This is a genomic window from uncultured Tateyamaria sp. (assembly GCF_947503385.1).
GTDB lineage: Bacteria > Pseudomonadota > Alphaproteobacteria > Rhodobacterales > Rhodobacteraceae > Tateyamaria.
In genome coordinates, this window is sequence record NZ_CANNDO010000001.1 from 603,984 (window position 1) to 630,779 (window position 26,796).

Consider the following 26,796-nt stretch of genomic DNA (forward strand, 5'->3'; position numbering starts at 1 on the left):
GCACTGTCTCATTTGGCGCAGTCCGGTATGGTGTACCCCGCCTCTTCCCACGCGGCGACAGCACCGGGGTGATATTTGATCGGGTTGTTGCCGCACATGTCGGTCAGGGCAATGTCAGTTTCGCCATGCCACGATCCGGGCATGAACGGGGCCTTGGCGAAATAGATGTCATCCAGATTGGCGATGAACGCCGCCGTCAGTGCCTTGGCCAGATCAAAATCCATGTTCACGTTGACCAGATCGCCACCCACCGTGCCGGGGCCGCGGAAATTGTCGTCTTCGGACACGACCGTGACATTGTCGCCATACCCCATATCCGCCACGGGGATAGACACAGGCACGGTGCCCGGCAGTTTGCCCACATTGCCAAAGGCTTCGCCGTCAAACACCGCGTTCGGCACCGACCATATGGTCATCTTGCCCGAGGCCAGCGCCGCAGACACGCGCGGATCGGGAAAGGCCATGGGCAGTACAAACGCATCCGCCGACCCGTCCTGAATTGTCTTGACCGCTTGACCCCAATTGACCTGCACGCCGGTATATCCCGCGCCTTCTTCCATGCCGGTGTTCAGCTTGATGAGCAGGCGCGCATTGGTCAACGCCGCACCGCGCGGCGGGCCGTTAAAGATCGTTTTGCCCTCAAGGCCGTCCCAACCGCTGATGTTGGAACTGTCATAGGCATAAAGCCCCTGAACCGAGATGCGGTAGGTGTAGAGAACGGCAAGGTTCTGGACCAGTTCCGCGCCCTTTTCGGCCCCCAGCCCCGCATAGGGGCCAACTCCGCGCGACATCAGGAACGGCAGGATAAATGGGCCTGCGGCGATGTCGGATTTGCCCTCGGCGACATTCTGAACCGAATTGGTCAGGGTCTGGCCGGATGTGACCTGAATGTCGGCCACGCCCGCCTTGGCAGCGGCTTCGGACAGTGAGATGATCGAAATACCGGGCGCCGTGTTGGGTGATGCGGTCTCGGCGGTCAGAATGGTTTGGGCATGGGTGGCGGTGGCCAGACATGCCACCGTTGCCAGACTGGCAATCAGCGCTTTCGACATAATATTCCTCCCTAAATGTCGATTTTTTACCTATGGTCATTCGGAATACCTATTTTTGCAAGACAATCTTCGACGTCAGAGGACCCCCATGCCGCAGCTCACGCTTTTTGTTTCACCCGGCACCTGCGCGCGCGTGCCGACCATAGCACTCGAAGAGATCGGCGTGCCGTTCAAGACAGAGTTGCTGCGCGTGATGCTGAATCAGCAGAACGCGCCCGAATTCCTCGCGATCAACCCAAAGGGCAAGGTGCCTACGCTGCTGATTGACGGCGCGCCCCTGACCGAGAATGTGGCGATCCTCACTTGGCTGCATCACGCCTATCCATCTGCCGGGTTGCTGCCCGCCGTGGACGACCCGCTTGCGGTGAGCCGTCAGGTCGCGGATATCGCGTTCTTTTCATCCACGGTGCATCCGACCGTCACGCGCATTGCCATGCCGATCAAGTTCATCGACGACAGCGCCCTGTCCTTTGACATTGTCCGCCCCAAAGGGGTCGAGGCGATGCACACGATCATGCGGATGATCGAAGACCGCCTGAACCCGTGGTGGTACGGCGACACATGGTCCATCGTTGACGGCTACCTGTTCTGGGTGTGGTGGCGCATCACCGGCGTCGGCTTCCCGGCAGAGGATTACCCGAACCTGCGTGCCCATGCCGAACGCAGCATGGACCGCCCCGCCATTCAACGCGCCATGGCGCGCGAGGCCGAACATGTCGAGATCCTGAAAGCCGAAGGCAACTACCGCGCGCCGCGCTAGTCGCGGATGCGGCCAAAGGTGGACAGCCTGTTGATCTCGTTCAGCCGGTCAAGGTTGACCACCGTGGACAGCATCAGCCGGTCCTGACTCCAGTCGCCGGGCCGCTGGATGGCCAGCGTTGTCAGCGCCAGCACGGCCACCATTGGCACGACAATCGCCGCAAAGACCAGCCGCTCATAGGCCAGCTTGCGCATCTCCAGCACCGACAGGATGCGCCGCTCAAGGAAACTGCGCTTGCCCTTGATCAGCGATCCCCGGTCCGCCGTCACCAGCGTCACCTTGGGCACCGCAATCACAAAGGACCGGTCCCGGCGCAGCGTCTTTTGGCACACCGACAGCAGCGTATCGCAATAGGCGCGCGCGTCGATCCGGCCCTTGGACAGCACCTGACTGTCGCAGTTGAATTCGCGCAACGCCTCCACCTGACGCTTCCACGCGTGATAGGCGGGGTTGAGGAAAAACAGCGGCTTCAGCGCCTCCAGCACGATTTCCCATTCCAGATCACCTTGGCGGATATGCTGCAACTCATGCGCCAGCGCCACCTTCAGCTCGTTCGACTGGCCCAGCATATGCGACGGAATCACCACGTAATACCGCCGCCAGTCCCGCGTCGAAAACGGCACCAGCGTCCGGTCCGACACGTGGATACGCACCCGCCCGATGCTGCGCCAGCGGTAGGACCGCACCACGATCCGGCGCAGGCAATGGAACGAATACACCAGCCGGCCAAGGCCAATCACGAACCCTGCGAGGAACACCACAATGGCACCTTGCGCCACAATCCCGGCCCCCGTCAGCACGTTCAGGATGAACGTATCGCGCATCAGGATCAGCCCCTCGAACTCGGACGCCTTCATCTCGAATCCGCCGTTCAGATAGTAGGACACCACGAGGTCCGACAGGTTCAGGTTCACCTGCCCCGTCACGCCCGCCCCCTTCATTGCGCCATAGGCCAGCGCCAGCAAAGGCGCGCAGACGATGACGACGAACACCGTGTTCAGCAGCCGCAACTGCGTGCCATAGGCGTGGCGCAAACCGACACGGGACATCACCCCCCGCACCGCAATCCAGAACAGAAATGCAATACAAATCAGGACGTTGGCGTTAACGAACGCGTCCAGCAGCGCCTCACCCGCTATCATTTTTCAACCTCCGATCCACAAGTGCCCGGATTTGCCCCAATGCTTCTTCTGTCAGCGCATCATCATTGACCAGACGTGCCACCAGCGACGCTGGCGTGTCGTCAAACAGCTTCATCGACAGGTCCTTGAGCGACCGCGTCTGATACGTGTCCTTGGCCAGAGTGGGGCGGTAGATATGGCTCTTGCCCGACTTCCGGCTGGTCACGAATTCCTTTTGCTCAAGGATGCGCAGGATGGTTGCGCCCGAAGTATAGGCAAGCGCCCGCTCTTGCGGCAGCCGATCCAGGACATCGCGCACCGTCCCCTCCCCTATGGCCCAGAGTTCATTCATGAACTCCAATTCAACCTCGGTCAGCAGCTCGCTCTTCTTTTTCTTCATCGTGCTCTCGCTTCAGGCGACCGCTGACGCACACTGCGGTCTGAGTAAATAACATGCATCCCCGTTTCCAAAGCAGAATCTCACACCTTGCGAAAACAGAACGTGCCCCAGGCGATGCTCAGCGCCAGCGGCCACCACAAGGGCTGACCGAATATCCCGAGCCACGCAAGGAAGATATAGGCCGACCCTAAAAGCGAAATGAACAGCCGGTCGCCCAACGTTGTCGTGAGGCCCAGCACGCCCTTGCGCTCGATCCCGTCGCGATACTTGAACACCTCAAGCAGACCGATCAGCGCAATCGCGCTGAACAGCGCACAGAACACGGCAAAGGTCGCGGGCGTCCACGCCATCCAGAACGACGGCCACAGCGGGTCGGTCCACGAAAACCCCTTTTCCTCCTGCTGTTGCGCGACATTGCCCCACCCTTGGGCCAGCGCCGGTGTCGGCAGCAGGAACAGCCAAATACGTTTCATCACACCCTCCCCAGGGCAAAGCCCTTGGCGATGTAGTTGCGGACAAAATAGATCACGATTGCGCCGGGGATGATGGTCAGCGTGCCTGCCGCCGCCAGCAATCCCAACTCGTACCCCGCTGATGACGCCGTCTTGGTCATCTCGGCGGCGATGGGTTTTGCCTCCACCGCCGTCAGGGTCTTGGCCAGCAGCAACTCGACCCACGAGAACATAAAGCAGAAGAACGCAGCCACACCCACGCCCGCCTTGATCGTCGGCAGAAAGATCGTGACGAAGAACCGCGGGAACGAATAGCCGTCCACATAGGCCGTCTCGTCCAGTTCCTTGGGCACGCCGCCCATGAACCCTTCGAGAATCCAGACCGCCAGCGGAATGTTAAAGAGACAATGCGCCAGCGCCACGGCCAGATGCGTGTCAAACAGCCCAACCGAGGAATACAGCTGAAAGAACGGCAAGGCGAACACCGCCGCCGGGGCCATCCGGTTGGTCAGCAGCCAGAAAAACAATTGCTTGTCACCGAGGAACCTGTAGCGCGAAAACGCATAGGCCGCAGGCAGCGCCACACAGACCGAAATCACGGTGTTCAGCGACACGTATATGATCGAATTGATGTAGCCCCAGTACCAGCTTGGGTCGGTAAAGATCACCGCGTAGTTTTCCAGTGTGAAGGTTTGCGGAAACAGGCTGAACCCCGACAGGATTTCGTTCGTGGTCTTAAAGCTCATTGAGACCAGCCAATAGATCGGCAGCATCAGGAACGCGATATAGAGGATCGGGATGAGGGACCGTTTACGCATTGGACAATCCTCCGCCGCAGGCGCGCCGGGTCTGCGCAAAGATAGCGGTATCGCGATGTTCAGACGTCAAAGTCATTGCGCATCATCCTTTGTCATCAGCGTGTAGAACAGCCACGACACGAGCAGCGTAATCGCGAAATAGATCAGGCTCATCGCCGCAGCAGGACCAAGGTCGAACTGCCCCAAGGCAATCTTCACCAGATCAATCGACAACAGCGTGGTGGAATTGCCCGGGCCACCCCCGGTCAGCACAAATGGCTCGGTGTAGATGTTAAAGCTGTCCATGAACCGCAGCAGGATCGCGATGGTCAGCACCGTCTTCATCTTGGGCAGCTGAATGTAGCGAAATACTTTCCACGGGGACGCGCCGTCGATCTTGGCCGCCTGATAATAGGCATCCGGGATCGACACGAGGCCCGCATAGGCCAGCAGCACCACCAGCGAAGTCCAGTGCCACACGTCCATCACAATGATCGTGATCCACGCGGCCAGCGGGTCCTGTGTCATGTCATAGTTCACGCCCAGAACGTCGTTCATGAAATATCCCAGCAGCCCGATCTTGGGCAGGGTAAAGATGTTCCACATTGCGCCCACGACGTTCCACGGGATCAGCATCGGCAGCGCCATCAACACAAGGCAGACCGGCACCCAAAAGCCCTTTTTCGGCATCGACAGGGCGATGATAATGCCCAGCGGCACCTCAATGATCAGGATCAGGAAGGTGAACAGGAACTGCCGCCCGAGGGCTGCATGAAACCGGTCCGACCGCAGGATCTGCTCAAACCAGTCGAGGCCCTGCCAGAAAAAGACGTTGTTCCCGAACGTCTCCTGCACCGAATAATTGACGACCGTCATGATCGGCACCAGCGCGTTGAACGCCACCAGCAGCAGCACCGGCAGGACAAAGAACCACGCCTTTTGGTTTTCGGTTTTCATCTCGCCGCCTCCGTTGAGAGCCATCCATCACGGTAAAGCCGCGTCTGATCCTGCCGGAAGGCCAGATGCACCTCCGCGCCCTGTTCCACGTCCGCCTGATCCACGACGGCCTTGACGGGCGTGTCACCCACCATCGTTTCGATCACTGCGTGCCGACCCACGTCCGACACCTTGCGCACCCGCGCGGGCAGGCCGGTCTCGGCGAGGGTGACGAATTCGGGTCGAACGCCCAGCTCCGTCACCCCGCCCGACCCGGTCACCGCCCCCTCGACGGCTACGGTCTGGCCTTCGAACACGATGCGCCCGCCCTCTTCGGCGGCGGGCAGGATGTTCATCCCCGGCGAGCCGATAAAATGTCCGACAAATGTGTGCTGTGGCCGCTCGAACAGTTCGACGGGTGTGCCGATCTGCACCACCTCGCCCTCCTGCATCACCACGACCTGATCCGCAAAGGTCAGCGCCTCGGTCTGGTCATGCGTCACATAGATCATCGTCGCCTTCAGCTGCTGGTGCAGCTCCTTCAGCTTTGACCGCAGCTTCCACTTCAGATGCGGGTCGATCACCGTCAGCGGCTCGTCGAACATCATCACGTTCACGTCGTCCCGCACGAGGCCGCGCCCCATCGAAATCTTCTGCTTGTTGTCGGGCGCCAGATGCGCGGCGCGCACGTTCAGCATTGGTTCCACGTCCAGCAATGCCGCAATCAGCGTCACACGTTCGTTCACGAACGTCTCGTCAAAGCCGCGATTGCGCAGCGGAAAGGCCAGATTGTCGTACACCGTCATGGTGTCGTAGATCACCGGGAACTGGAACACCTGCGCGATGTTGCGCTGATCGGGGGGCAGGTCCGTCACATCCTGCCCGTCGAACAGAATGCGCCCTTCGGACGGCACCAACAGACCCGAAATGATGTTCAGCAGCGTCGACTTTCCACAGCCCGACGGACCAAGCAGCGCATAGGCCCCGCCATCCTCCCAATCGAGATCAATGGATTTCAGCGCATAGTCCTGCGGGCCCGCCGGATGGGGCAAGTAGGAATGGCGTAAACCGGAAAGAGAAATACGTGCCATCAGGCCACCAGGCTCCCGTCAGGAGCAAAGTAAAACGCCTTGCTCGGGTCCATGTAAAACGCGTGATCCTCGCCCACTTCATAGGGGTGCACGCCGTGGGCCAGCGACACCCAACCGTCATCGCCCATCTGGAAATGCGCGCTGGATTCCGACCCCGACAGCTCGGTCACCTGCACCACACCGTTCAGCACAACCGTGCCCGCGCCGCCCGGTACGGGGGTGACATGGTGGGGGCGGATCGCCACGGTGTATTCGCCATCCGCCAAACCCGCCGCCGCGCCCGTCACCTCCCAGCTTACGCCGGTGGCCAGACGCGCCTGCGTCCCCGATTTCACGACACGTGCCGCATTGATCGGTGGGTCGGAGAAGACACGCGCCGCCGTCAGCGTTGCAGGTGCCCGGTAAATCTGTGCCGTGGGGCCGAACTGTGTGACCACACCGTCATCCATCAGCGCGGTCTGCCCGCCCAACATCAGCGCCTCTTCCGGCTCGGAAGTGGCATAGACCACAACCGCACCGCGGCCCGCAAACAATTCGGGCAACTGTTCCCGCAGTTCCTCGCGCAGCTTGTAATCCAAATTCGCCAGCGGCTCGTCCAGAAACACCGCCCGGCTTTCCTTGGCAATCGCGCGCGCCAACGCGCAGCGCTGCTGCTGCCCGCCGGACAACTCCTGTGGCCGCCGCAAAAGCATCGGCCCAAGCTGCAAGATGTCCGCCGCTTCCTGAACGCGCCCTTCGATCTCGGATTTTGCCATGCCTGCAACCCGAAGCGGGGAGGCAATGTTGTCGAACACGGTCATATGGGGATAATTCACGAAAAACTGGTGCACGAGGCTGATGTTGCGCTTTTGCGTCGACAGGCGCGATACGTCGTCGCCATCCATGATGATCTGACCCGATGCCAGCGGGTCCAGACCCGCCATCAGCTTGATCAGCGATGTCTTGCCCGCGCCGGTCTGGCCCAGCAGGACGTTAAAATGCCCCGTCTCCAGCTTTAGCGTTGTTGGCTTGATGTGCGTGATGCCGCGCACAGTCTTGGTGGCGTCAATCAAGTCGATGGACATATGTTTGTTCCCGTAAGCCGGGCTTCAGCCCGGCACCCCTTGTCGTTGCCGGGCTGAAGCCCGGCCTACGTCAGCGGCCCCCACAAGGTGCAGGGGCCGCCAAAGCGCTTACTGGTTCCAGCGGGCCACAAGGTCGTCGTAGTTGACGGTCTCACCTTGGGGCTTTTCGTTGTCCAGTTTGGGCTTGGCGCCGCCATTGGCGAACCACCACTCGGCGTCACGCTCTTCGTTCAGGCGCGGGCCGCAGCCGCCATAGACACCAGCCGCTTCATCAGCCTGCTGCATCCGGGCCATGGTGATGTCCATCTCTTCGGCCAGACGGTCCATCGCCTGTTGCGGAGTGAACGCACCCGAGTTCACGTCACCGATCTGCTGCCACCAGATTTGCGCCAGCTTGGGGTAGTCCGGTACGTTGATACCCGTGGGCGACCAACGCACGCGGTCAGGCGAGCGGTAGAACTCGACCAGACCACCCAGTTTGGGGGCACGTTCGGTGAACGACTCGTGGTTGACGGAACTGTCGCGGATAAAGGTCAGACCCACATGGGACTTCTTCACATCGACGGTCTTGGAGGTGACGAACTGCGCATAAAGCCACGCGGCCTGTGCACGATCCGACGGCGTGGATTTCAGGAACGTCCACGATCCCACATCCTGATAGCCAACCTTCTGGCCTTCGGTCCAATAGGGACCATGCGGGCTGGGTGCCATCCGCCAAAGCGGGTTGCCGTCGCCGTCCACGGTGTTGTTGCCCTCGGACTGCGGTTTCACCATGTCTGCGGTGAACGCTGTGTACCAGAAAATCTGCTGGGCCACGTTGCCTTGGCTCAGGGCTGGCAGCGACTGGTAAAAGTCGAACGACGCCGCGCCCGGAGGGGCGTATTGGCGCAGCCATTCGTCCCATTTGCGGATCGCATAGACCGCCGCGGGACCGTTGGCACCACCACCACGGGTCACGGATGCGCCCGCCGGGTTGCACGAACCGGCTTCCATGCGGATGCCCCATTCGTCGATCGGCACACCGTTGGGCTCACCCACCGAACCGGCACCGGCCATCGACAGCCACGCATCCGTCATGCGCCAGCCCAGATCGGGCGCGCGCTTGCCGTAATCCATGTGGCCATAGATCGTGGTGCCGTCGATTTCCTTGACGTCTTCGCTGAAGAATTCCGCGATGTCCTCATAGGCCGACCAATTCACCGGCACGCCGAGGTCATAGCCATATTTGGCCTTGAACGCCTCTTGCAGGTCTTCGCGGTCGAACCAGTCCTTGCGGAACCAGTACAGGTTCGCAAACTGCTGGTCGGGCAACTGGTACAGGTTGCCATCCGGGCCGGTCGTGAACTGGATGCCCATAAAGTCTTCGAGGTCCAGCGTCGGCGATGTCGTCGCCGACCAGTCACCCGCCATCTGTTCGGTCAGGTTATAGGCCAGTTGCAGGCGCGAATGCGTGCCGATCAGATCGGAGTCGTTGACGTAGCCGTCATAAAGGTTCCGCTGGGTCTGCATCTGCGTTTGAACGGCCTGCACCACCTCACCCTCGCCGAGGATCTGGTGGTTCACCTTGATGCCGGTGATCTCTTCGAACGCTTTGGTCAGCACTTCGGATTCGTAACCGTGTGTCGGAATGCCTTCGGACAGGACGTTGATTTCCATCCCCGAGAACGGCTCAGCCGCCTGAATGAACCACTGCAGTTCGGACAGTTGTTCGTCCTTGGACAATGTGGACGGTTGGAATTCCTGATCAATCCATTTTTGGGCTGCGGCCTCGTCGGCAAAAGCAGTCCCTGTCCCCGCGACGATGGCACAAATGGCCGTCGCGGAGATAAGATACTTGCGCATCTCTTCTCCTCCCAATTTTATTGCAAGCTGGAACATGCCAGCTGGCGCAACCGTATGCTCCGGCATCCGAAACTGTCAAACTAAAATTTTAGTAGAAGTGTTGCGGTTCGGGTTTCGGGTACGTTTGCGGGTCGCAACAGGGGCCCGCAGCGGGGTTTGACGTCAGGCGGTTGGGGCGGGCTTGATGCGTGGGCGTTTTTGGTGCTGTTGCCAGATTGCGCAGCCGGGCTGTTTTGGTGCCAAATCCTAACGGACGGTAAATTCACCTCTGTAACCCATTGATTTTATTCAGGCGTGACAATGTCCCAGCATGGGACACCCGCATTTTCCCGCCCATGCGTTACCGTACAAATTATTTCAAACTAGCAAACAATCGCCGCTGAATTGACATCTTTGTCCACCATCCTGACGACACATAGACCTCCAAAATAAACCAAGTGAGCAGTTAAAATGAAACGTATGGTCCTTATCAGTATTCTCGCCGGCGCCTCTCTCGTCGCGGCCTGTGGCGGGGAAGGTCAGGATGTCAGCCGGAACCACGGCGGCTCTCTCGATTTTCGTGTGCCCGAGGCGGCGCAGCCCGGATATTTCTCGTCCCGGTCCTCCCTCGATCTTCTCTCCTTTGGCTAGTCGTCGGATTGAATGCGGCCCCGGAGCGCCTTGACCGCGCCTCGCTCTTTCTTGGCTTTCAGCCGCCGCTTTTTTGATCCTAACGTGGGCCGTGTCGCCACCCGGCGTTTCGGGGCGGCCAGTGCCTTGCGGATCAATTCCACCAGTCGGGCGCGCGCGATCTCTCTGTTGCGGGCCTGACTGCGCGTCTCATCACATTGCAGAATCAGCGCGCCATCATTCGTCCAGCGCCGCCCCGCGAGCCGCTTGAGGCGCGCCTTGACAGCGGGGGTGAGCGCTGGCGAGCGTTCGGCCTCGAACCGCAATTCCACTGCCGTCGCGACCTTGTTCACGTTCTGCCCGCCCGGTCCGGACGCGCGGACAAAACTTTCGCTCAATTCCCAATCCTGAATGGTGATGGCGTCGTTAATCACAAGCATGGCGCATGATATGGGCGGAACAATCCCGAACGCCAGTGCGTTGACCGGCGTAACTGTTTCTTTCGTGAAAGGAATGACAATGCTGACGACCCCAAGCATCACTCAAGTGCAAACCAGCCGCCCCGATCTCTACGCTTTCCGCATCACAAGCGAGGTGTCCCGCGAAGATATGGAAGCCATGGCGGAACTGATGAACAACGCCTTTGACCGGCACGACGACAAGGTCGACATGCTGATGATCTTTGACCGCTACGACGGTGCCGAAACCGGCGCCAGCTGGAGCTGGGAGGCGCTGAAGAGCCGGTTCAAATCCGTATCGAATGTGCGGCGCTACGTGGTTGTGGGCGTACCCGAACGCGCGCAGGAGCTGATCGAAACAATGAACGCCCTGATCCCGGTCGAGGCCGAAACCTTTGACACCGAAGCGTCTGCATGGCGCGCACTTGACGCCGAAGCCATCGCAGCCTGACGCCGGCACGAAAAAGGGCCACTGGAAACCAGTGGCCCTTTCGAAAGTCATTCGGAGGCGGTGACGGTTAGGTCATCCGACCAACGCAGTGCGGTCTGTGCCGCTCGGGGCTGCCCTAACGGACGTCCGCCTGCATTGTTCCGACACCTCTCTCCAATACCTTTCTCGACACTGGATCACCTCCTTCCGCTTTGTTGAACTCAAGGTGAGCGTCGCACAGCCACACCAAAAGTCAACGAAATTACGCAGCTGCGCGGACCCGGCCCGTCACCCAGCGGAACGGTGCCAAAGCAATGAGCGCCAGCGACAGCTTTACGCCCCAATCCGCCACGCCCAGCGACACCCAAAGCGGCACCACCGGACCAACGCCCAGCAAGGGCAGCATCTCACCGGCCCAGCTGACATCGTTGGATGGTTCGAGGAAGGTCAGCGCGCCCGAAAAAGCGATGGTAAAGAACAGGGCCGTGTCCACAGAGCTGCCGATCAGGGTGGACACCAGTGGCGCTTTCCACCACGCACCCTCGCGCAGCGCGGAAAAGATGCCGACATCCAGCAGTTGCGCCGTCAGAAAGGCGAGGCCAGAGCCGATGGCGATACGGAATGTGACCGCAGGGTAGGTAAAGCCGTCCCCTTCCAGCATGATCTGCGTGCCCACAAGCGAGCAAAACACACCAACGATGAACCCGACAAAAACAACAGTTCGGGCGGGACCCGCGCCATAGACGCGGTTCATGATGTCAGTGACCAAAAAAGCGAGCGGATAGGTGAACGCCCCCCAAGTGAGCCAGTTGCCAAAGAGGAACTGAACCAGAACGTTCGAGGCCACCACGATGAGGGCCATAGCGATAATGCCGGGGAGATGTGCGCGTGTCATGTTTTGACCCGTTTTAACAAGGTTGCGGGGACTTGGCCGACCGGTTGGCCGACGCGCGGTGCTTAGTCGCAACCCGGATGCGCCGCAAGAGGGGGCGACAGCGAATATTCAACGATCTCGGTGCGCTGTACGCGCAGGAAATTGTTGTCCGACACCATGGTCAGACAGGTCTGACCGGCGTTGGTCGTCCACACAGCCAGCCCTTCGAGGTTATCGTGCAGGCCCGGCGGCGTGCGCAGCAAGGTTTCAACCGGGCCATCCGCCACCTCAGGATCAAAACGGCGGATGCGGGTGCGGAACCCCAGCGGCGTAAAGGCACGTTCCAGCACGTATAGCATTCCATCCGGGCCGATATCGGCCCCTGCCGGTAGGAAATGGGCGGTGCGTGGCAAGGTCCGCGCCACGTCCCAAGCGCCGTCGCGGAACCGGAACACCGGAAAGGGCAGCATCTTGTCCCCGGATCGTTCGGGGATGGTGTAAACCGTGCCGCCGGGCGTGGCGGCCAACGCTTCGAATGACCCGTTGTCGGTCAGGTGATTGAAAGCGGGCAGAACAGGCAGCATCTGGCCTGCGCCGTCGAAGACGCGGGCGGGGCCCTCGTAGCTGTAAAAGAGGTCCCTGCCCGACAACGCCAATCCTTCGCTATCCCGGTTCGGTGCAGGTTGGTCGCGCCGGGTGATGGCCGTTGTGCCATTGGCGCGGTCAAGGGTCAGATCAAAAGCCTGCCCCCGGTCTGACATCACCACAAAAGATGCGCCATCCGCCGTTTCAATCGCCGACAGACCACCAAAAGAGGGCAGCGCCGTTTGCAACGTGATCGACCGCACAAAGGTCAGCGCGTCGCCCGCAGCCGCCGCCCCGGCCCACAGCGCTACTGCGAGGCCAGCACAGCCGCGCATTGTTGCGGCAAGTCGCCCACGCGCAGTTCGCGGCGCGGCTTGGGCTTGGGTGCGTTCGGATCGGGCGGCGGCGGGTTCAGGATGTTGTTCACCCATTGCTGCGCATCGGCACAGCCGTCGCCAGCGGGCGGCGGGTTCTGGTTCACACAGCCGCGCGTGCCGGGCGGGCAGCTCAGCCGCACGTGGAAGTGATAGTGGTGCCCCCACCACGGCCGCACTTTGCGCAACCATGCACGATCCCCTTTTTCGTCCTTGCACATCTGCACCTTGGCCCCCGGAAAGACAAAGATGCGGGCGGTGCGCTTGTCGCTGGCCGCCGCCTTGATGATCTCGTGATGCTGGCGCGTCCAGTTCGAATTCACATAGGCACCGCTGCTGCGTCTTGTAGAGATCGAACTGATGTTTTCGCGGTCGGCGGCACTTAATGTCAGGTTCCGCGCGGGCAGCATCCAGACATCCACGTCCAGCCCGATCTGGTGGCTGCGGTGGCCGGTCAACATCGGTCCGCCGCGCGGCTGGCTCATGTCACCCACATAAAGACCCGCCCAGCCCGGTTGCGCCGCTGCCGCCCGGCTCAGGTCCTGCACGAAATCCACCAGTTCGGGATGGCCCCAGTTGCGGTTCCGGCTCAGCCGCATGGCTTGCCATGTTGGCCCCGTCTCTGCGAGTTGCTGCGCGCCTGCAACGCATCCGCGGGCGTAACTGCCAAAGGCACCAGCGTTCTGCCGGGATGCGACACGCTTGCCGCCGAACTGCCCCTTGGCAAAGGCCTGTAGCGTGGCCGGGTCCACATCGGGCAGCGGCGCGCCACTTATGTCCGTGTCAGCTCCGCCTGCGCAGGCGCAGAGCAGAAGTGTTGAAATCAGGGTAAAGGCACGTCGGATTTTGACCATTGGGCGTGGTCTCCTTCGGGGTTTACGTATCGCAACAGGAACAGGCCAGCGACAAACAGGAGTATGACCGGAATATACCCGAATTGTGCATTGCCTGTCAGCGTCGATACAAGCGCAATCAGAGCCGGGGCCAGAAATGCCGTCGCTTTTCCGGACAGCGCAAAAAGGCCAAACGCTTCTGTGGGCCGTTCGGGATGGGTGTGGCGCACCATCATGGACCGGGACGCAGCATAGATCGCGCCGCCCGCTCCGCCGATGGCGGCCCCGCAGACGTAGAACACGATATCCGGCAGCGACGATCCTTCAGACAGGATGATCAGGCCAAAGATGCTTTCCCGCGACATACCGACAATCACGACACACACTGCGATCAGGATATAGCAACAGACCTTGATCACCGGCTTTGGTCCGATCCGGCTGTCAAAGATGCCGCCGATCTGTGTGGCCACCGCCGCGGTGATGGCACCGACGATGCCAAACACACCGATCTGGATGATCGACCAACCCAGCACCAGCGTCGCATAGACGCCACCGGCAGAATAAAGCGCATTCAGCGCGTCCCGGTAAAACATCGAAGAGATGAGAAAGTTCAGCAGGGACCGCCGCCCCAACGCGCCCTTGAGCGATTGTTTGAGATCCGCCATGGCATCGCTGATGCCACCCGTGCGATTGGCCTGTCGCGGTTCGCGCACCCACAGGAAAAACGGGACCATAAACAGGATGAACCACAGTGCGATGAACGGTCCCACGGACCGCGTGCCCTCGCGCGCCTCCGGATCAAGTCCAAAAAGCGGGTCCAACCCGGCAAGCGTCTTGCCACTGTCATTTTCGGCCAAAAGCAGAAGCATAATGAACAGCGACAGCACCCCACCCCAGTAACCGAGTGCTGCGCCGTTGCCCGAGATTTTGCCGATCTCGTCCTTGTCCCCGAGAGAGGGCAGAATGGCGTTCACAAAGATCAACAGAAACTCTGCCCCGATCAGTGCCACGTTGAAGGCAATCAGCACCATGAACAGGGTCGATCCGTCCGGATATGTGAACCAGAGCGCTCCGACCATTGCGACATAAAGCAGGGAAAACGCCCAAATCCACGGCATTCGTCGCCCGGTGCTGTCGGCGTAGGCTCCGACCAATGGCGCCGTAAAGGCGATCATCATGCCCGCAATCGTATTGGCCCAGAACCACAACGCTTGGCTGGCAGCGCGCGCGCCGTCGGGGTCGTCAATCTGTGTCTCGTAATAGCCCAGTGAGACCGCCGCAAAATACGGCCCGAACACGAATGTCAGCCCAAGCGTATAAAATGGCTGCGTGGCCCAATCGAAGGCCATCCAGCCCCATATGCGCCTTTTCAGAGAAACGTCTGCCACTGGTCCCACCCCAATTTTATCATTGGGGCGAGCAAAGCAGGCAGCAGCCTGCAAGGCAAGTGCCGCGTTCAGGCGGCGTCAGACAACGTGCGTGCGGGTGTGTCCTGCATCGGAGGCCAGGGTCGCTGTGCTTCGGCCTTGATCCACGCGGCAATCCAGTCGGGCATGGGTGGCGAGGTTGCATCCTCTCCCATTGCCGTCAGCACCCGGTCCGGCGTCACGATCCCGTTTTTGTCCGTCACCGCAGAGCGGTAGAGCACATGGCTTGCGCATTCGCCGTTCGCCTTCCACATGGACTGTTCGATATAGGTGAACTTGTCGTCCCAACAGACCGCGCGGCTGCGCATCTCGAACCGTTCAAAGGCGTGCATCCGGCGGCGATACCGGACGGATGACCCGGCCATGGTCAGGCCCCAGCGTTCGCGCTTGAGCACTTCGATCAGGCCCACGCGCGCGCCCATACCCAGCCGCCCAAGGTCATAAAGCGTCAGCGCCCTGCCATTGTTCAGTTCAAGAAACCCGTCCAAATCCCACGGCAACACTATGTGCTGCGTGACGTGCAGATCCGTCAGGCCAATCGGCGCCTGACGCCGGGCCACCAGCATCTCTTTGATCAAGCGGACGAACGGGAACATGGGCTTCTCCTTTGTTCTTAAAATGCGGCAGTGCGGCGTAACATCAAGGGGCGGTCCAATGTGACCTTGCGCCACATCGCGGTGCGCCCTACCACTAACCAAACACCGCAAAGGAACAGGCCATGGTCATTTATCAACTGCTTCAACTGGTGCTGGGCGTGGTCTATTGGATCATGATCATCCACATCATCATGAGCTGGCTGATCAGTTTTCAGGTGCTGAATATGAACCAGCCGCTGGTGAGCCAGATTTGGACCGGGTTGAACAAGCTGCTGGAACCCATCTACCGACCGATCCGCCGGTATATGCCGGATACGCACCCGTTGGATTTGGCACCACTGGTCGCCTTTGTGATCCTGATTGCGATCCGTTCGATCATCCTGCCTGCGATCTTTGGATTGCGCTGATCCGGCGCGTTCGGGGACTTGTTTACGAGCCCTTAAAATGTGAGTCTGTATTCAAACGAGCAGACATATAAAATTTTATAGGGTTTCCGCCATGGCCAGCGCTGCCACGCTGTTGCACGACGTCTTTGGATTCGATGATTTCCGCCCCGGACAGGAAGAGATCGTCGATGCGGTTGCCGCTGGCGAAAACGCACTTGCCATCATGCCGACAGGCGGCGGGAAATCTTTGTGTTTTCAACTGCCTGCGCTGATGCGGGATGGGGTCACGGTGGTCATTTCACCGCTGATTGCACTGATGCGTGATCAGGTGCGTGCGTTGCAGGCCGCCGGGGTCGCCGCCGGTGCTTTGACATCCGGGAACACGCCCGAGGAAACCGACGCCGTGTGGGAGGCACTGGAGGCGCGCAGGCTCAAGCTCCTTTACATCGCGCCGGAACGGTTGGCGGCCGGGTCCTCTATCGGGATGTTGCGCCGGATCGGTGTCAGCCTGATCGCCGTGGACGAGGCGCATTGCGTCAGCCAATGGGGCCACGATTTCCGCCCCGATTATCTGCGCATAGGCGCATTGCGTGCGGCCCTCGATGTGCCGTTGGCGGCGTTCACAGCGACTGCTGATGCGGAAACCCAAGCGGAGATCATCGAAAAACTGTTCGATGGGCAGATCCCGCGCACCTTCCTGCGCGGTTTCGACCGGCCCAATATCCACCTTGCCTTTGCGGCCAAGAATGGCCCGAGGGCGCAAATTCTGAACTTTGCCGCCGCGCGTAAGGGGCAGTCGGGCATCGTCTATTGTGGCACCCGCGCAAAAACGGAAACCCTTGCCCAAGGCCTGCGCGAGGCCGGACACGCCGCAATCCACTACCATGGCGGCATGGACCCCGAAGACCGCCGCATCGCCGAACGCAAATTCCAGCAGGAGGACGGTCTGATTGTCGCCGCCACAGTTGCCTTTGGCATGGGGGTCGACAAACCTGATATACGCTGGGTTGCCCACGCAGACCTGCCCAAATCCATCGAAGCCTATTATCAGGAAATCGGGCGTGCGGGCCGCGATGGCGCGCCCGCCGAAACCCTGACGCTATACGGTCCCGAAGACATCAAACTCCGCCGCTCGCAAATCGACGAAGGGCTGGCCCCGCCTGAACGCCGCATGGCGGATCATGCGCGGCTTAACGCATTGCTGGGATTGGCCGAGGCGCTGGAATGCCGCCGCAAAACCCTGCTTGGCTATTTTGGCGAAGATGCAGTCAGTTGCGGCAAATGTGACCTGTGCGATAGCCCGCCCAAACTCTTTGATGGCACGACCGCTGTCCGCAAGGCATTGTCGGCGGCCCTGCGCACGGCGGAATGGTTCGGGTCGGGCCATTTGATCGATATTCTGCTGGGCAACGATACGGACAAGGTGCGCCAGCGCGGCCACAAGGACCTGCCAACCTTTGGCGTCGGCAAGGACTATTCCAAACCCGAATGGCAGGCGATTTTCCGGCAGATGATGGGACATGACCTGATGCGTCCCGATCCCGAACGTCACGGCGCGCTGCGCATGACGGAACGGGCCCGCCCGATCCTCAAGGGCGAGGCGCAGATCACCCTGCGCCGCGACACGATCAAAGGGGCACCGCGCCGTCCTGCGATCAAGACGCTGGTGTCCGAGGAAGACGCGCCGCTGTTGTCCGCGCTCAAAGCCAAGCGCCGGGCGCTGGCCGAGGCGTCCAAGGTGCCGGCCTATGTGATTTTCCCGGACCGCACGTTGATCGAAATGGCCGAACGGCGTCCTGCGACGCTGGATGACATGGCGGGGATCAGCGGGATCGGGTCGAAGAAGTTGCAGAATTATGGCGCGACCTTCCTCGAGGTGATCACCGGCGCGTCCGAGGACCTGCATCCAACCCGCGCCAAGCTCGCCGGGCGCGAGGCGGGAACGATCTATGACCAACTGCTCGCCGTGCAGGCCGATCTGGCGCGCGGCTCAGATGGCACGCAAAAACCGCTCAGCTGTTCGGCATCACAATTGGCCAAGGTCGCGCAATTGCACCGTCCGGACGCTGCGGCGCTGGAACGGGTGCTGGGTGATCGCAAGGCGGAACGGTTTGGTGGCGCGTTTCTGGACGTGCTCCGTGCTGCGGGCTAGATCAGCGGGACGACAGGCAAAAGGGGCAGGGATATGTTGGTGGTGATCTCACCGGCCAAGCGGCTGGACTGGAGCGACAGGGACGTCGCAATGACGGCACCTGCCATGCAGGAGGACGCCGCGCGTCTTGCCAAGACGGCGCGCAACCTGACCCTTGGCAAGCTCAAGGCGCTTATGGATCTGAGTGATGATCTCGCCCGCCTGAACCGTGATCGGTTTCAGGCCTTTTCCGATACGCCGTCACAGGAGGTGACGCGCCCTGCACTCTATGCGTTTGCCGGTGACACGTATCAGGGGTTGGATGCCGCGACGATGGACGCGGAAACGGTTGCCTATGCGCAGGATCGGTTGCGCATTCTGTCGGGACTTTACGGTCTGCTGCGGCCGCTTGATGCCATTCAGCCCTACCGGCTGGAGATGGGCAGCCGCTTGAAAACACGGCGGGGCGCGTCGCTTTATGACTATTGGCGGACCGATCTGTCAAAGGCTCTGAACGCGCAGGCCGAGGATGTGGGCACGGGTATGATCGTCAACTGCGCCAGTCAGGAATATTTTGGTGCGGTCCCGGAAAAGGCGCTCAGGCCGCAGGTCATCACGCCCGTCTTTATGGAAGACAAAGGGCAGGGTCCCAAGATCGTCAGCTTTTTTGCCAAGCGCGCCCGGGGGGCGATGGCGCGACATATCCTCGACAATCGGGTGGTGGATGTGGAGGGTGTTAGGTCGTTTGATACAGATGGCTACGCGTATCAGCCCGCACTGTCCGACGATGCGCGCCTTGTCTTTGTCCGTCCTTATCCGACCGCGTGATCCGCGCTTTCTTTCTGTGCAAAGGGGTGTGTGACCGCATCCGGACAGGCGGCTGACAGACGCTTGTGGATTTCGGCCTTGCGCAGCGGTTTTGTCAGGTAGTGGTCGATGCCGGCGGCCAGAATCCCCTGATCGTCCCCTTCCATTGCATGGGCCGTCATCGCGACGATGGGCACGTGACCGCCATGTTCGGCCTCAATGGACCGGATTTCGGCGGTGGCTTGTTTGCCGTCCATCTTGGGCATGGAGATGTCCATGAAAACGAGATCGGGCGCAAAGCTCTGGAACAGTTCCACCGCTTCCAGCCCATTGGCCGCAAATTTGAGATCAATTTTGGCGTCCTTGATCATCTTGGTAAAGACAAGCTGGTTTGTCTTGTTGTCTTCGGCGGCCAGCACGCGCATCAGGCGTGGCGTGTCGGGCACCTGTACCTGTACTTCCTCGACGACAGGCGGTTCTGCGGGTGCGGCGGTGTCAGGGGCGTCCGGTGCCACGATTGGGCCAACGCTTTGCAGCCGTGAAAACAGTTCGGCCCGGGGCACCGGTTTTTGCGCAATTCCGAAGAGGTGCTGGGCACCCGGATCGTTTGCCGCAAATGTCGGGTTCGAGGTCAGCAACAATACCGGCACGGTGCTGCCCGATGCATGGATCGCTTCGGCCAGTTCCAACCCGTCCATTTCGGGCATGTTGTGATCGGTCAGGACAAGGTCCACCTCGTCCAGATGCCGCAGAGCGTCAGCGCCGTTGGCGCAACAGATGACGCCAAGGCCCAACTGCTCCAGCTGGCGTTCAAGGATCAGCCGGTTTGCTGACAGATCATCCACCACCAGCACCCGACGCAATCCGTCCGGAACAGGTGGATGCGCGGGTAGCACCTCATCGCTCATTGTCAGCGGCACGCGAAAGCCAAAACAGGACCCGACACCGTCCTCACTGGTCACCCAGACCTCACCCTTCATCAGCGACACCAGCCGCTGCGAAATCGCAAGGCCAAGGCCGGTGCCATCGAACTGTCGGTTGCGGTCATTTTCGACCTGATTGAACTCACCAAAAATGTGCTCGATCTTGTCCTCGGGGATGCCGATGCCGGTATCTTCAATCGTGATGGTCACTTGCGCCTCACCCGTATCGGCATCCGGTACACCGATGACGCGGACCAGAACGTGCCCGTCCTGCGTGAATTTGACCGCGTTGCCCATCAGGTTGGTCAGAACCTGCCTGATCCGCCCCGGATCGCCGACAAAAGTTGTGGGCAGGAACAGGTCGTAATCCACCAGCAATGTCAGCCCTTTGTCCCGCGCAGAGGGTTGCAGCAGCATGATCACTTCGTGAATGCTGCGCTCCAGATCGAAGGGTTCGGGATGCAGTTGCAGTTTTTGCGCCTCGATCTTGGAATAGTCGAGCACGTCATTGATGATGACGAGCAGCGCCTCGCCCGAGTTTCGGATCGTATCCACATATAGCTGCTGTTCCTCGGACAGGCCCGTGTCGGCGAGCAGTTCCGCCATGCCGACAACCCCGTTCATCGGCGTCCTGATCTCGTGGCTCATGTTGGCGAGGAAGGCGGATTTGGCGCGGCTTGCCGCCTCTGCCTGTGCCCGCGCGGCCTTGAGCTGTTTTTCGTGCTCAACAGATTCGGTGATGTTCAGACCAAGCGAGACGATGTCGCCCGCCTGTCCGCGCCTGTCCACGAGTCGGATGTATTGATCATTCCACAGCCGGATCGTGATCGGTTCGGGTGCAGATTGCATCCACCGTTCCACCATCATCTGCCGCCAGTCATCCGGTGCAAGATTACCTGTGTTTACAATCCCTTCGTCCGTGAGAACCTGTAGGATCGTGATGTAGTTCACGCCGGGCCGGACCACGTCCAGATTGTCGAACACGGCGAGATAGCTGGCATTCGCCGCAACCATTTCATTGTCGGAATTGAAAATGGCAAATCCATCGGTGATCGTCTGAACCGAGTGCCACAGCCGGCGTTCGGCCACCTCAACCTTTTGGTTGGCCTGCCCCAATTCGCTGCGGACGCGTTCGTTTTCAGTGCGGACATTGGCCACTTCGGCCCGGGTTTCGACGATTTCACCCTGTAACGCAGCCGCATGGCGGCCCAGCTTCCGATTGGCTGCCGACAGCTCCGCCTGCTTAAGTTCCAAGAGCCGCTCTGCCGCGAGCCGCCCGCGCCGTTCTTCAGCCAGCTTGTTTGCCAGGCTCATGACCCGCTCCGCCAATTCACTTTGGTCGAGATATGTCACGATCCCGGTGAACAATGGCTTAATGCCGGGACAGCTTATCCGTTGCGCTGGCAGAGCGGGCCGTGGCAGGCTTGCGACATTACCGACACAGTGATTGGAGACGGGTGATGCGCCTGATTGCCTATTTTGCTACCGTTTTGACGCTCGCAACCGGGGTCGCCGCGCAGAACGCGGTGCCGGACCGCCGCTATGTCTTTTCCCGCGATGTGGATTTCTATGGGGCGGATCGGGCGAACCTCTTTGATACGACCCAAGAGGCGTGCCAGCGGGCGTGCAGCGCAGATGACCAATGCGTTGCCTTCACGTTCAACACCCGTTCCAATGCCTGTTTCCCGAAATCAGCTGTCAACGCGCGCGAACCCTATGTCGGGGCGATATCCGCGACACGGGTCGAAACACCTGCCCGGATTGTACAAGGTGCGGCCGCGCGCGCCGCGGCGCTGGCGCCGGGTGACAGGGACCTGAATGCAGCGCGGGTCATGGCGCAATCCATGGGCGCGCGCTATCCGGTCGGGTCTGCAACCGTTGATGATCTGATCGCCGCCGCTGACGCGGCATGGCAGCGCGGTGACCGGGCAGCGGCCCTGCGTTGGGTTGGCGGTGCTGTGGCACTCACGGACGCGCCGGACCTTTGGACGCGCTACGCAGACCATGCCCGAAGACTGGGCGACACAGTGACGTCTGCGCAACGGCGGCGCGCGCGGAACGAGGCTGTGCCTGCGGCGCTGAACGGCTACCTCCGGGCACAATCCGAAGGTGGGCAAGCAACCGCTCTCATCGAGTTGGCATTGGCCTACGAGGCGACCCGCCGAGGCCGCGACATGATCGCGCCATTGCGTCTGGCGCAGGCCATCCAGCCGCGCGACAGCACGTCTGATATGCTGGACAAGGCCATTGGCAAATACGGCTTTCGCACTACCGACCACACGGTCGATAACGATGCCGCCAACCCGCGCATCTGTGCGACCTTTTCCGAACCGCTGATCAAGGCGGGCTTTGACTACGATCCCTATGTGACGGCGGGTGAAGCGGATCTGGTGGCACAGGCGGATGGGGTGCAGCTGTGTCTGGACGGGGCCCGCCACGGCACCCGGTATCAGATCACCCTGCGCCAGGGTCTGCCCGCCCAAAGCGGCGAGGTGCTGGCCCGCGACGTGCAACTGTCGATCTATGTGCGCGACCGTGCGCCAGCCGTTCGGTTTCCCGGACGTGCCTATGTTCTGGCGCGCGGTGGTGATGTCGCGCTTCCTGTGGAAACTGTGAACCTCGATGAGGTTGAGCTTGTCCTGTCGCGGGTGAGTGACCGTAATCTGGTGCGCGCCCTGCGTGAGGATGTGTTCGGGCGCCCGCTGTCACAGTGGCAGGAACGCGAGTTCAAAGCGTCGATGGGCGAAGAGGTTTGGCGTGGCACCGGCGCAGTGCTGGGTGACTTGAACGTCGAAACCCGCACGCGCCTGCCCCTGTCAGAGGCGTTGGGCGGCCAGCCTGCGGGCATCTATGTGCTGTCCGCGCGTGTGCCGGGCAGTGATCCATACAGTCAGGCCTCGGCAACGCAATGGTTTGTCCTGTCGGATCTTGGGATCACCACGTGGCAAGGCAATGACGGAATGACCGCCGCCGTACGCGCGCTTGGCGATGCGAGCGCTGTGGCCGGAGCGGACGTAACGCTGGTGTCCCGTGCCAACGCTGTATTGGCCACAACACGGACCGACGCCGACGGATATGTGACCTTTCCGGCAGGGGTCACGCGGGGTCGTGGCGCAGCCGCACCGGCGATGGTGCAGGTGCGCGCAGGAGAGGATTTTGTGTTCCTGCCGCTGACCGGCCCGGCCTTTGATCTGTCCGATCGCGGGGTTGAAGGGCGGCCACCGGCCCCACCCATTGATCTGTTTCTGACGACCGACCGGGGTGCCTACCGTCCCGGGGGCACGGTGCATGTGACCACCCTTGCCCGTGATGCCCAGACGATGGCCCTGACGGGCCTGCCGGTGACGGCCATCCTGTTCCGGCCCGATGGGGTCGAATATAGCCGCGTATTGAGCGACGCGGACATGGCCGGTGGCCACGTGTTTTCCCTGCCGTTGGGCCATGCTGTCCCGCGCGGCACGTGGCGGGTCGAGGTCAAGAGCGACCTGAACGCGCCTGCACTTGCCAGTCAGACGCTGCTGGTCGAAGATTTTGTGCCCGAACGGATCGATGTGTCCCTTGATCTGCCCGGGGGCCCGCTGACCTTGGGGGTCGCATCGCCCATCCGTGCCGAAGCGCGATATCTCTTTGGCGCGCCCGGTGCCGATCTGGCCGTGGAGGGCGACTTGCGCCTGACCCGCCGTGACACGCTGGCTGACAAACCGGGCTACCGTTTTGGACGCCACGATGCGGCATTCTCGGCCCGACAGTCGGCGCTGCCCAGCCTGCGCACTGACGCAAATGGTTTGGCGCAAGTGCCACTGAACTGGCCTGAGATCGAGGCCGAAGGTGTCCTGTTGCAAGCCGCCGTGACCCTGCGGGTCTCCGATGGGGCGGGCCGCCCGGTCGAGCGCACAGTGACCCGTCCGGTCGCTCCGGCAGGTCCGGTGATCGGCATTCGTCCTGCCTTTGACGATGTCCTCCCCGAAGGCGCGGAGGCGCAGTTTGATCTGATTGCGGCGGGCGCGGCACAGCCGATGCCCGCGACGTGGACCGTGAACCGGGTCGAGACGCGGTATCAGTGGTATCAGCTTTATGGCAACTGGAACTGGGAGCCGGTCACCACCCGCACCCGTGTCGCCCAAGGTGACGTGACCCTGTCGGACCAGCCCGTGCAAGTGTCTGTCCCCACTGACTGGGGCGACTACGAGTTTGTCGTGGCGCGTGCGGACGGCCTCTATACTGCCAGCTCTTTTGGGTTTTCCGCCGGGTGGTACGGGGCATCGGACAGCAGTGACACACCCGACCGTGCGCTGGTGGCCCTGAATGCGGCGGCCTATGCGCCGGGTGACATAGCCACATTGCGCATCGATGCACCGTTTGACGGGACCGCACTGGTGTCTGTGCTGGCTTCCGATGTGATCGAACGGCGTACGGTGCCGGTTGTCGCGGGGGAAAACACGGTGATGTTGGACGTGACCCCGGATTGGGGCACTGGTGCCTATGTCGCCGCCTCAATCCTGCGCGGTACGGCGCAAGACGCCTTTGGTCCGTCGCGGGCACTGGGCATCGCCCACGCCGCGATTGATCCAGGTTCAAAGGCGCTGGCCGTTACGTTGGACGCCCCGACCACCACGGATGGTCAGGCGGGAAACACCGAGGTGACCGTTCGCGTGGACGGTTTGGGCAGCGTGCAGGGATATGTGACGCTGGCAGCGGTCGATGTCGGCATCCTCAACCTCACCGGGTTCGAAGCGCCTGATCCGCAAGGCCACTACTTTGGTCAGCGGCGTCTGGGCGTCGATCTCCGCGATCTGTACGGACGGTTGATCGATTCCAGCAGTGGCGCGTTGGGCACCATCCGGTCCGGCGGCGACGCGGCGGCGGGTATGGCGCGGCAAGGTCCGCCCCCGACCGAAGCGGTCATGGCAGCGTTTTCTGGTCCGGTCCGCCTTGGCCCGGACGGCACGGCGACAATCCCCATCCCGCGCCCCGCGTTCAACGGCACCATTCGCCTGATGGCGGTGGCGTGGTCTGCGCAAGGTGTCGGTCAGGCACAGACCGAGGTGGTCGCCCGCGACCCCGTGGTCATCTCTGCCGCCCTTCCGCGGTTCATGGCGCCGGGTGATCAAAGCCGGGTGCAACTGGAATTCGTTCATGCGGCAGGCCAAGCCGGTCAGATGGACCTGAGCGTCACCGCATCGGGCATCAGTGTCGGACAGGCACCCGCGCAAATCGACATTGCCCAAAGCGGCACGCTGCGCGTCGCCTTACCGATCCGCGCCAACGCGGTGGGGGATCACTCCATCACAGCCGTCTTGACGACACCAGACGGGACCACGTTGCGCAAGGCATTGACATTGGGCGTCCGGTCCAACGATCCGACCATCGCTATCACGCGCAGGCTGACCCTTGCGGCAGGTGCAGCACTGACGCTGGACGACAACCTTTTTGCTGATCTGCGTCCCGACGGGGCGGAGGTTACGGTGGCCGCCGGTCCCTTGTCGCGCTTTGATATGCCGGGGCTGCTGCGCCAGCTTGACCGCTATCCCTACGGCTGCACCGAACAGGTGACATCTGCCGCATTGCCGCTGCTCTATGCGTCCGACCTTGCGACAGGTGCCGGGCTGGATGACATCGACATGCGGATCAACGATGCAATTGCCCGCGTTCTGACCCGACAGGCCAGCAGCGGCGCCTTTGGCATGTGGCGGGCACAGGCGGGGGAATTCTGGCTTGACGCCTATGTCACAGATTTCCTCAGTCAGGCCCGGATGGCGGGATATGCTGTGCCGGATCACGCGATGACGCTGGCGCTGGACAACCTGCGCAACCGCGTCAATTACGCACCAGATTTCGACAGCGGCGGTCAGGACCTTGCTTATGCGTTGCTGGTGCTGGCCCGCGAAGGGGCCGCGCGGATTGGCGACTTGCGGTACTACGTGGATACCAAATCGACCGCCTTTGCCACGCCGCTGGCACGCGCTCAGATGGGTGCGGCACTGGCGCAATATGGTGAACAGGCCCGCGCCGACAAGATGTTCGGGCTGGCGCAGGACATGGCGCTGTCCCCATCACCGGATGGCCCGCGCTGGCGTGCCGATTTCGGCACCCCTGTGCGTGACGCAGCGGGGGTGCTGCACCTCGCAGCACAGGCGGGCAGCAACCGGGTGGACCGCACCGCGCTGGCAAGTGTGATCACCGGGCAGAACCGCAGCTATTCCACACAAGAGGCCGCGCAGATCGTGATGGCGGCCCAAGCTCTGCGTGCGCCGGGCGGCCCTGCACTGTTCGCTGTGAACGGCACGCAGGTCGTCGGGCCAGTGGTGCGATCGCACAGCGCGCGCGGTACCGCGTCGCTGATCGAGAACATCTCGGGCACGGCGCAGGACCTCACGCTGACCACCTACGGCGTCCCCATCGTGGCACCGCAAGCGGGGGGGTATGGCTATGCCATCACACGGCGCAGTTTCACCATGGACGGGGCGCCGGTGGACGGGCCGTGGCAGGTGGGGGAACGCCGGGTCATCGTGCTGGACGTCACGCCATTCGAAGAGGTTGGCGCGCGTCTGATGGTGGACGACCCACTGCCTGCCGGGATCGAGATCGACAATCCCAACCTGCTGCGCTCCGGCGATATCCGTGCGCTAGACTGGCTCAAACCGGCGACCACCGAACATGCAGAATTTCGGACCGACCGCTTCCTTGCCGCTGTGAACCATCGCGGCAGTGAGACCTTCCAACTGGCCTATGTCGCACGGGCGGTCAGTCCGGGGGATTTCCATCATCCGGCAGCACGGGTCGAGGATATGTACCGCCCCGAATACCGCGCCATCACCGGCACGAGCCGGACCTTGGTCCGCGAGTGA

At 61.5% G+C, this 26,796-nt stretch carries 23 protein-coding genes; 7 read left to right on the forward strand and 16 right to left on the reverse strand.

Annotated features, from left to right (window positions below):
* Window positions 1-8: 8 nt before the first annotated feature.
* Window positions 9-1,052: a TAXI family TRAP transporter solute-binding subunit gene (locus Q1A85_RS02990; protein ID WP_299684914.1), complete on the reverse strand. Its 1,044-nt coding sequence runs from the start codon at window positions 1,050-1,052 to the stop codon at window positions 9-11.
* Window positions 1,053-1,140: 88 nt separating this feature from the next.
* On the opposite strand from Q1A85_RS02990, the gene Q1A85_RS02995 reads away from it, so the two are divergent.
* Complete coding sequence (locus Q1A85_RS02995; RefSeq protein ID WP_299684916.1) at window positions 1,141-1,812, forward strand: glutathione S-transferase family protein; 672 nt, start codon at window positions 1,141-1,143, stop codon at window positions 1,810-1,812.
* On the opposite strand, the gene Q1A85_RS03000 is transcribed toward Q1A85_RS02995, so the two are convergent.
* The 8 genes from Q1A85_RS03000 to Q1A85_RS03035 all read right to left on the reverse strand — a co-directional run bounded on the left by Q1A85_RS03000 (window position 1,809) and on the right by Q1A85_RS03035 (window position 9,515).
* Complete coding sequence (locus tag Q1A85_RS03000) at window positions 1,809-2,954, reverse strand: M56 family metallopeptidase (protein WP_299684918.1); 1,146 nt, start codon at window positions 2,952-2,954, stop codon at window positions 1,809-1,811. The two genes, Q1A85_RS02995 and Q1A85_RS03000, sit on opposite strands and share 4 nt — an antisense overlap.
* Complete coding sequence (locus Q1A85_RS03005; protein ID WP_299684920.1) at window positions 2,941-3,333, reverse strand: BlaI/MecI/CopY family transcriptional regulator; 393 nt, start codon at window positions 3,331-3,333, stop codon at window positions 2,941-2,943. The genes Q1A85_RS03000 and Q1A85_RS03005 overlap by 14 nt, the downstream gene beginning before the upstream one ends.
* A gap of 80 nt (window positions 3,334-3,413) precedes the next feature.
* The gene (locus Q1A85_RS03010) at window positions 3,414-3,806 is read right to left on the reverse strand and encodes a DUF2160 domain-containing protein (protein WP_299684922.1); all 393 of its coding nucleotides are present in this window, start codon (window positions 3,804-3,806) and stop codon (window positions 3,414-3,416) included.
* Window positions 3,806-4,603 (reverse strand): carbohydrate ABC transporter permease, encoded by a 798-nt coding sequence (locus tag Q1A85_RS03015; protein WP_299684924.1) that lies wholly within the window; start codon window positions 4,601-4,603, stop codon window positions 3,806-3,808. Before Q1A85_RS03015 ends, Q1A85_RS03010 begins: the two co-directional genes overlap by 1 nt.
* Before the next feature lie 72 nt (window positions 4,604-4,675).
* A complete protein-coding gene (locus tag Q1A85_RS03020; protein WP_299684926.1) occupies window positions 4,676-5,539 on the reverse strand; it encodes a sugar ABC transporter permease in 864 nt (287 codons plus the stop codon).
* Entirely contained in the window at window positions 5,536-6,609 is a 1,074-nt protein-coding gene (locus tag Q1A85_RS03025; protein WP_299684928.1) for an ABC transporter ATP-binding protein, read from the reverse strand. Before Q1A85_RS03025 ends, Q1A85_RS03020 begins: the two co-directional genes overlap by 4 nt.
* Window positions 6,609-7,673, reverse strand: a complete 1,065-nt coding sequence (locus tag Q1A85_RS03030) for an ABC transporter ATP-binding protein (RefSeq protein ID WP_299684930.1) — start codon at window positions 7,671-7,673, stop codon at window positions 6,609-6,611. The genes Q1A85_RS03025 and Q1A85_RS03030 overlap by 1 nt, the downstream gene beginning before the upstream one ends.
* Window positions 7,674-7,781: 108 nt before the next feature.
* Window positions 7,782-9,515, reverse strand: a complete 1,734-nt coding sequence (locus Q1A85_RS03035) for an ABC transporter substrate-binding protein (protein WP_299684932.1) — start codon at window positions 9,513-9,515, stop codon at window positions 7,782-7,784.
* Between the two features lie 450 nt (window positions 9,516-9,965).
* Between Q1A85_RS03035 and Q1A85_RS03040 the strand changes: the two genes are divergently transcribed.
* Window positions 9,966-10,145 carry a hypothetical protein gene (locus Q1A85_RS03040; RefSeq protein WP_299684934.1) on the forward strand — a complete coding sequence of 60 codons (180 nt, stop codon included), beginning with the start codon at window positions 9,966-9,968 and terminating at the stop codon, window positions 10,143-10,145.
* Here the strand turns inward: Q1A85_RS03040 and arfB are convergent.
* On the reverse strand, window positions 10,142-10,564 hold the full coding sequence (gene arfB / locus Q1A85_RS03045) for an alternative ribosome rescue aminoacyl-tRNA hydrolase ArfB (RefSeq protein WP_299684936.1): 423 nt from the start codon (window positions 10,562-10,564) through the stop codon (window positions 10,142-10,144). The genes Q1A85_RS03040 and arfB overlap by 4 nt on opposite strands.
* Window positions 10,565-10,643: 79 nt before the next feature.
* Between arfB and Q1A85_RS03050 the strand changes: the two genes are divergently transcribed.
* Window positions 10,644-11,033 carry an STAS/SEC14 domain-containing protein gene (locus Q1A85_RS03050; protein WP_299684938.1) on the forward strand — a complete coding sequence of 130 codons (390 nt, stop codon included), beginning with the start codon at window positions 10,644-10,646 and terminating at the stop codon, window positions 11,031-11,033.
* A gap of 241 nt (window positions 11,034-11,274) precedes the next feature.
* Here the strand turns inward: Q1A85_RS03050 and Q1A85_RS03055 are convergent, their stop codons facing one another.
* From Q1A85_RS03055 to Q1A85_RS03075, 5 genes are all read right to left on the reverse strand, one after another.
* The gene (locus Q1A85_RS03055; protein WP_299684940.1) at window positions 11,275-11,907 is read right to left on the reverse strand and encodes a queuosine precursor transporter; all 633 of its coding nucleotides are present in this window, start codon (window positions 11,905-11,907) and stop codon (window positions 11,275-11,277) included.
* A gap of 62 nt (window positions 11,908-11,969) precedes the next feature.
* A complete protein-coding gene (locus Q1A85_RS03060; protein WP_299684942.1) occupies window positions 11,970-12,806 on the reverse strand; it encodes an esterase-like activity of phytase family protein in 837 nt (278 codons plus the stop codon).
* Window positions 12,779-13,699 carry a penicillin-insensitive murein endopeptidase gene (gene mepA, locus Q1A85_RS03065; RefSeq protein WP_299684944.1) on the reverse strand — a complete coding sequence of 307 codons (921 nt, stop codon included), beginning with the start codon at window positions 13,697-13,699 and terminating at the stop codon, window positions 12,779-12,781. The genes Q1A85_RS03060 and mepA overlap by 28 nt, the downstream gene beginning before the upstream one ends.
* Window positions 13,669-15,066, reverse strand: a complete 1,398-nt coding sequence (locus tag Q1A85_RS03070; protein WP_299684946.1) for an MFS transporter — start codon at window positions 15,064-15,066, stop codon at window positions 13,669-13,671. The genes mepA and Q1A85_RS03070 overlap by 31 nt, the downstream gene beginning before the upstream one ends.
* Before the next feature lie 68 nt (window positions 15,067-15,134).
* Complete coding sequence (locus Q1A85_RS03075; RefSeq protein ID WP_299684948.1) at window positions 15,135-15,701, reverse strand: acyl-CoA thioesterase; 567 nt, start codon at window positions 15,699-15,701, stop codon at window positions 15,135-15,137.
* Window positions 15,702-15,823: 122 nt separating this feature from the next.
* Here Q1A85_RS03075 and Q1A85_RS03080 point away from each other — a divergent pair, with 122 nt between their 5' ends.
* The 3 genes from Q1A85_RS03080 (at window position 15,824) to yaaA (ending at window position 19,046) form a co-directional block, all read left to right on the forward strand.
* The gene (locus Q1A85_RS03080; protein ID WP_299684950.1) at window positions 15,824-16,108 is read left to right on the forward strand and encodes a YggT family protein; all 285 of its coding nucleotides are present in this window, start codon (window positions 15,824-15,826) and stop codon (window positions 16,106-16,108) included.
* A 91-nt stretch (window positions 16,109-16,199) separates the two neighbouring features.
* Window positions 16,200-18,239, forward strand: a complete 2,040-nt coding sequence (recQ, locus tag Q1A85_RS03085) for a DNA helicase RecQ (protein WP_299684952.1) — start codon at window positions 16,200-16,202, stop codon at window positions 18,237-18,239.
* Between the two features lie 33 nt (window positions 18,240-18,272).
* Window positions 18,273-19,046: a peroxide stress protein YaaA gene (gene yaaA, locus Q1A85_RS03090; protein WP_299684954.1), complete on the forward strand. Its 774-nt coding sequence runs from the start codon at window positions 18,273-18,275 to the stop codon at window positions 19,044-19,046.
* Here the strand turns inward: yaaA and Q1A85_RS03095 are convergent.
* Entirely contained in the window at window positions 19,031-21,262 is a 2,232-nt protein-coding gene (locus tag Q1A85_RS03095; RefSeq protein WP_299684956.1) for a response regulator, read from the reverse strand. The genes yaaA and Q1A85_RS03095 overlap by 16 nt on opposite strands.
* Before the next feature lie 146 nt (window positions 21,263-21,408).
* Here Q1A85_RS03095 and Q1A85_RS03100 point away from each other — a divergent pair, with 146 nt between their 5' ends.
* Complete coding sequence (locus Q1A85_RS03100) at window positions 21,409-26,796, forward strand: alpha-2-macroglobulin family protein (protein ID WP_299684958.1); 5,388 nt, start codon at window positions 21,409-21,411, stop codon at window positions 26,794-26,796.